The following is an 11,966-nucleotide window of genomic DNA, read 5'->3' on the forward strand; positions in this document are numbered from 1 at the left end:
AACAGCCTTTACTTCCGTAGACGATCTTCCTCCTCTGCTGGCCCGTAACTGGCTTTCACTGCCTGAGACAAAGTCTTAATGCTTCAAGGCTATTTTTCTCTTTCAGCGACAGGAATACCCTGACTCTCTTTCCTATTGCTCAAGGCCAGCCTCATGAAATCTGTCGTTTATTCGCAACCCGGTCTACCGATCGAGCACGCGCAATCGCTGTATGACGCAGACCTGCCCATCCCGACGCCAAGCGCCCGTGACCTGTTGGTAGAAGTGAAAGCGATTGCGGTGAACCCGGTCGACACCAAGATCAGGGCCAGCCGTGGTGGCGACACGCCGCAGGTGCTGGGCTGGGACGCCGTTGGCGTGGTGCGCGAGGTGGGCGCTGACGTTACGTTGTTCAAGCCGGGCGATGAAGTGTTCTACGCCGGTGCCATTGATCGCGCGGGCTGCTACAGCGAGTTTCACCTGGTCGACGAGCGCATCGTTGGCGCCAAGCCGCACAGCCTGACTGTTGCGGAGGCCGCCGCCCTGCCCTTGACCGCCATCACGGCCTGGGAACTGCTGTTCGACCGCCTGCGTGTCGAAGAGCAAGGCGGCCAGGGCCAGCGCCTGCTGGTCATTGGCGCCGGCGGTGGCGTAGGTTCGATACTGGTGCAACTGGCCAGGCGCCTGACCCAACTTACCGTAATCGGCACGGCTTCACGCCCGCAAACCCGGCAATGGATCAAGGACCTTGGCGCACACCATGTGATCGACCACAGCGCGCCGCTGGCGCCGCAGTTGCGCGAATTGGGGCTGGAGGCCATCGACCACGTGATCAGCCTGACCCACACCGACACCTATCTAGAGCAGTTGGTGGAGGTGTTGCGCCCTCAGGGTCAACTGGCCCTGATCGATGACCCGGCACAGCTGGATGTGATGCCGCTCAAGCGCAAATCGTTGTCGCTGCACTGGGAACTGATGTTCACCCGTTCGCTGTACCAGACCGACGACATGATCAAGCAGCACCAATTGCTGTGCCGTGTCGCGCAACTGGTCGATGACGGCGTGCTGAAGACCACCTTGGGCGAGCATTTTGGCCCGATCAATGCCGCCAACTTGAAACGCGCTCACGCAGTGATCGAAAGCGGCAAGGCGAAGGGCAAGATCGTGCTTGAGGGGTTCTAACCCTTATTCGATGCAATAGCGCTCGCTATGTACGCGCTCGACTGCAGCCACGATTTGCGCCACAGCCACATCGATGGGCCCGTCGTTGTGGCACAGCAGCCAGCCGTGCTCTTGAGCGGCGAGTGTGAACGCGGCCGTGCACGCGGCCTGCTCCTCCAAGGTATGGATCACAGTGCTGCCCAGCCCACGGGTGCGTGAGGCAGCCCTGGCCCAGGAAACCTGCGGGGCCGTGACCACGGCGATGTGCAGGTCGGGTACCTGTACATCGTATTGCCGGTTCAGTTGCAAAATCTGGCTGAACGGCAGGGTTCGGCGAAACGCTGCATCAGACGGATACCAGCGGTCAATCAGGATGATGCTGTCTTGGGGTTGCCGGGGCAGGACGTGCCGGGTGATCCAGGCCCGGCTGTGCGCCAGGCGCTCGCACACGCGTAGCTCCAGCTCGGCGCCGGGGTGCCGGGCAAGCTGATTGACCAAGGCCATGGTGTCGCCACGTGCCGGGTCGCACTTGCGCTCACAGAGCCTGATCACCTTTCTGCCGCCTGCCCTCAGCGCTTGGGTCACGGCCTCCAGCAATGTGGTCTTGCCGGTGCCTTTGGGCCCGTCCATGGCAATGAAAAGCGGTCGGTTCATCAAGGTTACCCGTTGAGCAGTGGGCGGCATGAGACCACCGAACCCCGTGTTCAGACAAGCCAGCCGTCCATTCAAACAGCTGACCGTCAAAAAAACCGCTAGCCCTGCAACCGCCAGCTATGCCCGGGCCAGCCGGCCTGCTAGGCTGACCAAGGCGGCCCAGCGGGCAGCCTTTACATTTTTCACAGGCCTGGCTAATGACCTCCGACCCACTGGTAAACCTGAGCAACTGCGACCACGAGCCCATCCAGATTCCAGGCAGCATCCAGCCCCATGGCTGCCTACTGACCTGCGACGCGTCCGCAACCACCCTCCTGCGTCATTCGCTGAACGCCCCGCAACTGTTGGGGGTAGAGGGTGCCATCAACGGCCAGAAGCTGGACGCCGTCCTCGGTGCCGAACTTGCTCATACCCTGCGCAATGCCCTGGCACGCCTGCGCGAAGGCTCCCGCCCTGCGCTTCGCTTCGCAGAGAGGCTGCCCAACGGGGTGGCTGTGGATGTCACTGCCCACCTGTACAAGGGCAATGCGCTGCTGGAGTTCGAGCTGGCCGGCCAAAGTGGCGCCGAGCCCGTCGAGCTGGCCCGCACCCTGATTGCCGAGCTGCGGGAAATCGACAAGACCAACCGCCTGTTCCGTGATGCGGCGCGCTTTGTGCGGGCGGTGCTGGGCTATGACCGGGTGATGATCTACCAACTGGACAGTGACGGTGCCGGCAAGGTCATCGCCGAAGCCAAGCGCAGCATTCTGGAGAGCTTTCTGGGGCAGTACTTTCCGGCGTCCGATATTCCACCCCAGGCACGCTCGCTGTACCTGCGCAACCTGATCAGGGTCATCCCGGATGTAGGCTTCGAGCCAGTCGCCATTGAACCTGTGGTCAACGCTTCAGGTGAGCCCCTGGACCTTTCGTACGCGCACCTGCGCAGCGTCTCCCCCGTGCACTGCGAGTACCTGCACAACATGGGCGTGGGCGCCTCGATGTCGATTTCCGTCATCGTCAAAGGTGAGCTGTGGGGGCTCATTGCCTGTCATCACTATTCGCCGCGCACGTTGAACATGGGGCAGCGCGTGGCAGCGGAGATGTTCGGTGAGTTCTTCTCGCTGCACATCGAGACCCTGCACAGCCGGCAAAAGCTGGAAGCCGCCGTGCAAGTGCACGAAACCCTCGACGTGATGCTGCGTGATGCCAACCATGCGGCAGATATGGACATCTTCTTCCAGGGGCGTCTGCCGCGCCTGATGGCGCTGATACCGTGCGACGGCATTGGCCTGTCGCTGCAGGGGCGCTGGTCGTCCTCCGGCACGGTGCCGCCAAAATCCGCGATGCCAGAATTGCTGCGGTTTGCCGACGGCATCACCGAAGGCAGAACCTGGGCATCCCACCGCCTGGCAGCGGCTCACCCGGCAGCCCAGGCGTACTTCACCGAGGTGTCCGGGGTGCTGATACTGCCTATATCGCAGCGCCCGCGGGACTACATCATCTTCTTCCGCAAGGAGGTGGTGGAAACCCTCGACTGGGCGGGCGATCCCAATAAAACCTACATCAGCGGCGCCTTGGGTGACCGCCTGACGCCACGCAAAAGCTTTGCCATCTGGAAAGAAACCGTCCACCAGCAGTCATTGCCCTGGACGGAGCAGGACCGCCAGTTCGGCGATGCCATCCGCACCGCCATCGTTGAAGTCGTGCTGCACAACAGCGAGCTGCTGGCCAGCGAGCGGTCCAAAGCCGAGGTGCGCCAGCGCATTCTCAACGAAGAGCTGAACCACAGGGTCAAGAACATCCTGTCGCTGATTGGCGCGCTGGTCGCCCACCCCACTTCCGAAAGCCAGACGCTACAGGGTTATGTGGCCACGCTGCAGGGGCGGATCCAGGCACTGGCACTGGCGCACGACCAAGTGGTACGCGGTGACGGCGGTGGGCGGCTGGCGATGCTGCTGGACGCGGAGCTGTCGCCCTACCGCACCGCCAGTGGGGTGATCGAGCTGCAGGGGCCGAACGTGATCCTCGATGCACGGGCCTATTCGGTGATGGCGTTGGTCCTGCATGAACTTGCCACCAACGCGGCCAAGTACGGGGCGTTGTCGCGCCCGGGCGGTACCCTGTCGGTCAGCTGGGCACTGGATGAGGCAGGCGCCTGCACCATCGAGTGGCAGGAACGCGGCGGCCCGCCTGTGCGCGCGCCGAGCCGCAATGGTTTTGGCTCGGTGCTGATCAGCCGCAGCATCCCCTTCGACCTGGGTGGCACCAGCCAGGTCGAGTATTGCCCGGAGGGGCTGCGTGGTTGTTTCACCATCCCCGATAAACACCTGGCGCTTGGCGAGGCGGAGGCTGCGGCGACAGCCGGCACGACGGCGGCATCGTCCGGGGAGCGCTTTGCGGCTCGGGCGGGTTTGAACGTGCTGATTCTGGAGGATCAGCTGGTGATTGCCGTGGGCCTGGAGCAGATTTTGACCGACGCGGGCGTGGACTGCGTGATGACGGCGAGTTCCGAGCACGAAGCCATGCAGTTGCTGACAGTGCGCCAGCCGGATGCAGCCATTCTGGATGTGAATCTGGGGCGGAGCACGTCGATTTCCGTGGCTGATGAGCTCACGCGCCGTGGGATACCCTTCCTGTTCGCCACCGGTTACGGCGACGGCATCAGCATCCCCGCGCATCTGAAGCACATCCCGGTCACGCGCAAGCCGTACGACACCAGCACCATCCTGGCAAACCTGCAGAGCTTGTTGAAGCCACAGTAACCCTGTGGGAGCGGGTTCACCCGCGAAGAAGGCAGCGCGATATATGGCACCGGCTTCGCCGGTGTTCGCGGCTAAAGCCGCTCCCACAGAACCCCATAATATCAATAGCTTATGTGAGCTTCATCAGATCAGATCTAGCTGGCAATCCGGGTGCGGGGCACCCGGAAAGAGGCAGGCGGCGAGCCGCGTACACCCGCCACCTTGATCTCAGATGGCCAACGCGCGCTCGCGCAGTTCGCTGTTGAGAATGCGGTCGTTCTCGCTGTAGTCGACCGGGCAGTCGATCACATGCACGCCTGGGGTCTTGATGCAGTGCTCCAGCAACGGCAGCAAACCTTCAGCGCTTTCCACACGGTGGCCATTGGCACCGTAGGCCTCGGCATACTTCACGAAGTCCGGGTTGCCGTAGTCCAGGCCGAAATCGGTGAAGCCCATGTTCGCCTGCTTCCAGCGGATCATGCCGTAGCCGTCATCGCGCAGAATCACCACGGTCACGTGCATGCCCAGGCGTACGGCAGTTTCCAGCTCCTGGCTGTTCATCATGAAACCACCGTCGCCACACACCGAAATCACCGGGCGGTCCGGGTACACCAGGTGCGCCGCCATGGCCGAAGGCAGGCCGGCGCCCATGGTCGCCAGGGCGTTGTCCAGCAGCACGGTGTTAGGCTTATGGGCCTTGTAGTTGCGGGCGAACCAGATCTTGTAGATGCCGTTGTCCAAGGCCACGATGCCTTCGGACGGCAGCACGCGACGGATGTCGGCCACCAGGCGCTGCGGGTAGACCGGGAAGCGGTCGTCGTCGGCGCCTTCGGCAGTCTGCGCTTCGTTGGCCTCGCGAATGGCCATCAGGCGCGTGAAGTCCCAGTGGCTGGTGTCAGTCAGGGCCTCGCCAATCTGCCACACGGCGTTGGCGATATCGCCGATCACTTCCACCTGCGGGAAGTACACCGCATCCACTTCAGCCGAACGGAAGTTGATGTGAATAACCTCGGTGCCGCCGCGCACCATGAAGAACGGCGGCTTCTCGATTACGTCGTGGCCGATGTTGACGATCAGGTCGGCTGCTTCGACGGCGCGGTGCACGAAATCACCCGAAGACAACGCGGCGTTGCCCAAGAAGCGTGGGTGACGCTCGTCCACCACCCCTTTGCCCATCTGCGTAGTGATGAACGGGATACCGGTCTTGTCGATCAACTGCTTCAAGACCTTGGCGGTCATCTTGCGGTTGGCGCCGGCGCCGATCACCAGGATCGGGTTGCGGGCGTTTTGCAGCTTCTGCACGGCTGCCTCGATGGCCTTGTGCTCAGCCAGCGGGCGACGGTGCAGGCTGGGGGGAATCGGCAGGCTGTCGGTCTGCTCGGCGGCGATGTCTTCCGGCAGCTCCAGGTGCACGGCACCGGGCTTTTCTTCTTCTGCCAGGCGGAAGGCTTCACGCATGCGCGCCGGGATGTTGTCAGCCGAGGCGAACTGGTGGGTGTACTTGGTGATGGGGTCCATCATGCCGCACACGTCGATGATCTGGAAACGGCCCTGCTTGGACTTCTTGATCGGCTTCTGGCCGGTGATCATCATCATCGGCATGCCGCCCAGGTAAGCGTAGGCACTGGCAGTGACCAGGTTGGTAGCACCGGGGCCGAGGGTAGACAGGCTGACGCCGGTCTTGCCGGTCAGGCGGCCATAGGTGGCCGCCATGAAGCCTGCGGACTGCTCGTGGCGGGTCAGTACCAGCTTGATCTTCGACTTGCGCAGGGATTCGAGCAGGTCGAGGTTTTCCTCACCAGGGATGCCGAATACATACTCGACACCTTCGTTTTCCAGACATTGCACAACGACATCGGCGGCCTTGGCCATTTAGGGTACTACCTCGAAATCTTGGAGGAATTGCGGCTTGTTAAAGCGGCGTGACTGAGATGTTGCAGGATGTCTCAGTGCCGCGCATCGTAGGCCTTCGCGTTAATAATATTAAATATATTGTTATGATGCTCAGCATCACAAAACGTTATGAATGGTGAACCGCGCCGATGAACCTCAAAGCACTGCGCTGCTGCGTCGAAATCGTACGTCAGGGCAGCTTCACCAAAGCGGCCCAGCACCTGCACATCGCCCAGCCAGCATTGAGCATGGCGGTGACGCGCCTGGAAGAGGAACTGGGCGTCAGCCTGTTCAACCGCACCACCCGCAAAGTGGTGCTCACGGCCGAAGGCGAGCAGTTTCTGCCGCGCATTGCATCGGCCCTGCGGGAGATGGACGTGGCCCGCCAGGAACTGCGTGATATGGCCGACCTCAAGCGCGGTGAAGTGCGCCTGGGCATCCCGCCGATGTTCGGCCTGCACTATGTGCCCGGCCTGATGAACGCCTTCCGCCGCCTCTACCCTGGCATTGCCATGACCGTGTTCGAGGGCAGCGCCGAGGACATCGGCCAGCGCCTGGAGCAACGTGACATCGACCTGGCCTTACTCGAATCCAGGCGAGTACCCCCTGACAAACAGTCGATCCTGCTGGGCAGCGACGAGATGCTGGCCTGCATGCACCCGGACCACCCTTATGCCCGCAAGGACAGCCTGACGGCCGAGGACCTGCGCAACACCGACATGGTGGTGTTCGACCGCACATTCGTGCAGCGCCAACTGTTGGATGCGTTTTTTGCAGAACACGGCATCACCTACCAGGTGGCCCTGCAAAGCAACTTTGTGTCGCTGGTGGTGCAGGCGGCACTGGACAACCTTGGCGTCGCGACGTTGCTGCGCTCGGTGCAACTGCGCACTCCCGGCATCGTCGGGGTACCGTTCAAACCCGCGCAGCAGATGAGCTTTCGCCTGTGCTGGCGGGCCGGGGAGTACCTATCGCTGGCCAGTAAACGGTTCATCGACTTTGCCGAGCAAAGCCAATACCTGGAACGTTGAACGGCAAGAGCACATTTGTACTCCTGCCTGCACTTCCCTCCTTTTGCACGGTCAGACCCTAGGCCTCGCCGTTAGACACGCTCGACGTCAAGGCCCATGATTCTCTAAGATTCAACTTTATCGTTTCAGCTTGTTGCATTAAGGACCACGATGTCAGTTCAGCAATTACCCCCGTTGCCCACTAAAGGCACCGTCGCCAGGATGGAAGCCGCCATGGCCCTGGGCAGCTTTGCCATCGGGACCGGCGAATTCGCGATCATGGGCCTGATGCCTGATATCGCCAGCAACCTGCAGTTGAGCGAGCCCCAGGTTGGCCACGCCATCAGTGCCTACGCATTGGGAGTGATGGTGGGCGCCCCGACCCTGGCGATACTGGGGGCCAAGTTGCTGCGCAAGCACATGCTGCTGCTCTTGATGGCGCTGTATGCACTGGGCAACCTGGCCACTGCCTTCGCGCCCTCCTTTGGTGGCCTGGTGGCCTTCCGTTTCGTCAGCGGCCTGCCCCACGGCGCCTATTTCGGCATAGCCGCCGTGGTCGCTTCGAGCATGGTGGTCAGCAACCAGCGGGCGGGGGCTGTAGCACGGGTCATGATGGGCCTGACCCTGGCCATGCTGCTGGGCAACCCGGTCGCCACCTTCCTGGGCCAATACTTTGGCTGGCGTTCTGCGTTCGTGCTGGTGGGCGTAATTGCCCTGTGCACCATCGCCATGGTCTGGCGCTTCGTCCCCCAGCGGCACGATGAAGTGCGCAGCGACCCGCGCAAGGAACTCAAGGCCTTCACCCTGCCCCAGGTGTGGATGGCGCTGGCCATCGCCTCCATTGGCTTCGCCGGCATGTTCTGCGTGTTCAGCTACCTCGCACCCACCATGCTGGAAGTCACCCGGGTAGCCCCGCAGTGGATCCCTTTTGGCCTGGCCGCGTTCGGCCTGGGCGGTATCATCGGCAACATTGCCGGCGGCAAGCTGTTTGACCGGCTGCAGTTCCGGGCGGTGGGGTTGGTGCTGGCATGGTCCATCGCGGTGCTGCTGTTTTTCACCTTCGCTGCCCACGCCCTGTGGAGCCTGCTGCTCGGCGTTGGCCTGGTGGGCACCATGATCGCCCTGGCAGCCCCGTTACAGATCCGCCTGATGGACATCGCCCACGAGGCGCCAAGCCTTGCCGCTGCCTCGAACCACGCGGCCTTCAACCTGGCCAACGCCCTGGGCCCCTGGCTGGGCGGTATGGCCATCACGGCGGGCATGGGCTGGACCAGCACCGGTTTCATCGGCGCGGCTACCGCCCTGGCCGGCCTTGGGCTGTACTTCATCGCCCGGCGGATGAAGGGCGGCCACTGAACCTTACCAGCGTCAGGCAGCCGTCCACGCAGCCTGACGCGCCAGTACCGACTCGGCCCGCTCCCCCACCAGTTCGGCATACACACCCGGGGCTGTGGCGCCCTCGGTACTGATCACAAGCAGGCGTGCTTCAGGGCCAAGGGCCAGGCCCCCTGCAACGTCGGGTGCTTGTTCAAGCAACTGCATGGCGCCTGCCAGCCCGGCCACGGCCGACTCACCCGCCAACACCGGTATGTCACCTTCACTGCCGGCTGCCAGGCGGCGCATGGCAGCTATCGCTTCGGCATCACTGATGGTCATGAAGGCATCGACGCTGGTTTGCAAGAAGCGCCACGCCAGCGGTGATGTTTCGCCGCAGGCCAGCCCCGCCATCACCGAGTCCACCGACCCGGTAGCCTTGGCCGGTTCACCGCGCAACGCGCTCTGGTACAGGCAGTCGGCCTGTTCGGGCTCAACCACCACGAACACCGGACGGTGCTCCGCGTAGAGTTCCCACAGGTAGCTGACAACACCTGCCGCCAGGCCGCCCACCCCACCTTGCAGAAAGACATGGGTGAACGGTGGCTGCCCGGCGTTGGCTTCGACGACTTCTGCAGCAATGGTGGCGTAACCCTGCATCACGTCCCGCGGGATCACCTCGTAACCTTCATAGGACGTGTCGGACACCACGTGCCAGCCGTTGCTGGCGGCTAGCGCCGCGGCGTGTGCCACCGACGCGTCATAATTGCCGGCAATACGCACGATCAGGGCACCGTACGCGGCAATGGCGCGCTCACGCTCGATGCTCACGTGCGCATGCAGCACGATCACACAGCGGCAACCTATGCTCTGCGCCGCCGCCGCCAGGGCCCGCCCGTGGTTGCCATCGGTTGCACTGACAACGGTGAACGCGCTGAGCAGCTGAGCGTGGTGCCCCGCAAGCACGCCGTACGGGTGCATGCGTTGCAGGGGGAAGCTTCCCAGTACCAGGCGCAGCAGCGCGATAGGCGCACCCAGTGCCTTGAAGCTGCCCAGTTCCGAGCGCACAGATTCATCCTTGACCGCTACCTGCGCAACACCCAGTTCAGCGGCAAGGCCGGGCAAGCTGTACAGCGGGGTGGGCTTCTGGTTCAGGCGAGCCCACCCGCCCATCCAGTGGCGGCTCTGTTGGGCGATGGCGATGCTCATCACCGCTTGAAGGGCACGTGGGTAAGGCTGGCGGCAAGCGTTGGGGTTACGAACGAACATGCAGTACGGCTCCTGCTGGCAAGCCAGCGATGGCAACAGTCAGTGAAATGCCCACACAGGCGTGGCTCATGCGCTGCTCAGGCGCTGGACCACCACGTCCAGCAGCACGTTGGCGCCCTGGATCAACAGCGCGTCATCGGTGTGCTCACGCGGGTTATGGCTGATACCGCCCTGGCTGGGCACGAAGATCATCGCTGCCGGTGCCGTACGGGCGATCATCTGCGCGTCATGGCCTGCACCTGACACCATGCGTCGATAGCTCAAGCCCAGGCGGGCCGCTGATTGTTCGATGGCATCCGCCAGGCCTGCGTCGAACACCACTGGCGCAAACCGTGCCAGGCGCTCGCTGCTGATGCTGACCTGCTCGCGTTCCGCCAGGTCGGCCAGTAGCTGTTGAAGACGCGCTTCGGCAGCCGCCAGGCGGCCTTCGTCAGGATCACGCAGGTCGACCGTGAACGTTGCCTTGCGCGGGATGACATTGATGACGTTGGGTTCGAACTGCATGCAGCCGACCGTTGCCAGCGTGGTTGGGCAGTCCGTTGCCAGGTCACGCAGCGCTGCCACCACCGCACAGGCGACGAACCCGGCATCGTGCCGCAATGCGGTGGGGGTGGTACCGGCGTGGTTGGCGTGGCCCTTGACCTGCACCTGCTGCCACGAAATACCCTGCAGGCGCTCCACCACGCCAATCTCAACGCCTTCTGCCTCCAGAATGGGGCCTTGCTCGATGTGCAGCTCGACATATTCATGGGCAGCAATCGCCCCTGGCACAAGCGGGCCGGCGTAGCCAATGCGTGCCAGTTCGTCGCCAAGGCGGGTTCCGTCACTGCCTACGGTGTCCAGCGCTTGCTGCAGCGCCAGCCCCCCAGCATGCACCAGCGAGCCCATCATGTCGGGCTGGTAGCGCACGCCCTCCTCGTTGGTGAACGCCGCGACGGTGAGCGGGCGCTCGGGCAGCCGCCCAGCCACCCGGTAGGCGCGCAGTACCGCAAGGCCCGCCAGCACGCCGTAGCAACCGTCCAGGGCGCCGGCATTGGTGACCGTGTCGATGTGCGAGCCCATCATCAACGGCGCTTGCCCGGCGCCTTTGCCGCGCCCAGGCAAGGTGGCGAAGATGTTGCCAATGCGGTCCACCTGCACGTGCAGGTCAAGGGCCTTCATCCAGCCCACCAGCATGTCCCGCCCGGCCTTGTCTGCATCAGTCAGCGCGATGCGCGTGCGGCCGCCTTGGTAAGGGTCCGCGCCCACCTGGCCAAGCGCGTGAAGCTGCCGCAACAGCAGTGCGCCATCCAGGCGCAGTGCAGGTTCCGTGTCCATACCGTTCTCCGCCCATGAGGATTATTTATCCGAATGGGGAGATTCTATTCACTGCCAGTGCAATAAAAGCTTGATTATCGAGTGCTTGACGCACTTTCATTACGCATTACCTTCACTTTGCCCCGGACGCGCGTCATGCCCCTCGATCACTTCGACCTCACCTTGCTCGATGCGGTACAGCAAGACGCTACCACCTCGCAAATGCAGCTGGGCACCCAAGTCAACCTGTCCTCGGCCGCGGTCAACCGCCGCCTGAAAAAAATGACCACCGATGGCGTGATCACAGCAACGGTGGCCCAGGTGGACCCCGTGCAGCTGGGCTACGTACTGACCGTGATCACCGAGGTTGAGGTGGAGAACGAGCGCCTGGACCTGCTCGATGCCATGAAGCGCACCTTCCTGGCCTGCCCTCAGGTGCAGCAGTGCTACTACGTCACGGGTGCCTATGACTTCGTGCTGATCCTGCTGGTGCGCAACATGGAGCAGTACACCCAGCTCACCCGTGAGCTGTTTTTCGAGAACAACAACGTCAAGCGCTTCAATACGCTGGTGTCCATGAGCAACGTCAAGACTGGCGTGCGCGTGCCGACGGCGTAACACCCTTGTTCGCCACCTTCGGGGAATTTGCCTACAAGCCCGATGTCGGTAC

Annotated in this window: 9 protein-coding genes; 5 read left to right on the plus strand and 4 right to left on the minus strand. The window is 63.0% G+C overall.

The window, feature by feature from the left end:
• Positions 1-153: 153 nt before the first annotated feature.
• Positions 154-1,161 (plus strand): zinc-binding alcohol dehydrogenase family protein, encoded by a 1,008-nt coding sequence (locus PPA02S_RS06185; RefSeq protein WP_028633956.1) that lies wholly within the window; start codon positions 154-156, stop codon positions 1,159-1,161.
• 3 nt (positions 1,162-1,164) lie between these two features.
• Here PPA02S_RS06185 and PPA02S_RS06190 read toward each other — a convergent pair whose 3' ends face one another.
• On the minus strand, positions 1,165-1,794 hold the full coding sequence (locus PPA02S_RS06190) for a dTMP kinase (protein WP_028633955.1): 630 nt from the start codon (positions 1,792-1,794) through the stop codon (positions 1,165-1,167).
• 197 nt (positions 1,795-1,991) lie between these two features.
• Here PPA02S_RS06190 and PPA02S_RS06195 point away from each other — a divergent pair, with 197 nt between their 5' ends.
• A complete protein-coding gene (locus PPA02S_RS06195; protein WP_028633954.1) occupies positions 1,992-4,535 on the plus strand; it encodes an HWE histidine kinase domain-containing protein in 2,544 nt (847 codons plus the stop codon).
• A 207-nt stretch (positions 4,536-4,742) separates the two neighbouring features.
• On the opposite strand, the gene PPA02S_RS06200 is transcribed toward PPA02S_RS06195, so the two are convergent.
• Positions 4,743-6,386: an acetolactate synthase large subunit gene (locus tag PPA02S_RS06200; RefSeq protein ID WP_028633953.1), complete on the minus strand. Its 1,644-nt coding sequence runs from the start codon at positions 6,384-6,386 to the stop codon at positions 4,743-4,745.
• A gap of 170 nt (positions 6,387-6,556) precedes the next feature.
• Here PPA02S_RS06200 and PPA02S_RS06205 point away from each other — a divergent pair, with 170 nt between their 5' ends.
• Positions 6,557-7,438, plus strand: coding sequence for a LysR family transcriptional regulator (locus tag PPA02S_RS06205; protein ID WP_028633952.1), 882 nt, complete (start codon positions 6,557-6,559; stop codon positions 7,436-7,438).
• 150 nt (positions 7,439-7,588) lie between these two features.
• Positions 7,589-8,773, plus strand: coding sequence for an MFS transporter (locus PPA02S_RS06210; RefSeq protein ID WP_028633951.1), 1,185 nt, complete (start codon positions 7,589-7,591; stop codon positions 8,771-8,773).
• A 12-nt stretch (positions 8,774-8,785) separates the two neighbouring features.
• Here PPA02S_RS06210 and PPA02S_RS06215 read toward each other — a convergent pair whose 3' ends face one another.
• Both PPA02S_RS06215 and PPA02S_RS06220 read right to left on the minus strand, forming a co-directional pair.
• Positions 8,786-10,000, minus strand: a complete 1,215-nt coding sequence (locus PPA02S_RS06215; RefSeq protein ID WP_028633950.1) for a diaminopropionate ammonia-lyase — start codon at positions 9,998-10,000, stop codon at positions 8,786-8,788.
• A 66-nt stretch (positions 10,001-10,066) separates the two neighbouring features.
• Positions 10,067-11,317, minus strand: a complete 1,251-nt coding sequence (locus PPA02S_RS06220) for a Zn-dependent hydrolase (protein WP_028633949.1) — start codon at positions 11,315-11,317, stop codon at positions 10,067-10,069.
• Between the two features lie 135 nt (positions 11,318-11,452).
• On the opposite strand from PPA02S_RS06220, the gene PPA02S_RS06225 reads away from it, so the two are divergent.
• Positions 11,453-11,914, plus strand: coding sequence for an Lrp/AsnC family transcriptional regulator (locus PPA02S_RS06225; protein ID WP_028633948.1), 462 nt, complete (start codon positions 11,453-11,455; stop codon positions 11,912-11,914).
• The last annotated feature ends 52 nt before the right edge of the window (positions 11,915-11,966 follow it).

This window comes from Pseudomonas parafulva NBRC 16636 = DSM 17004, from assembly GCF_000730645.1.
Taxonomy (GTDB): domain Bacteria; phylum Pseudomonadota; class Gammaproteobacteria; order Pseudomonadales; family Pseudomonadaceae; genus Aquipseudomonas; species Aquipseudomonas parafulva.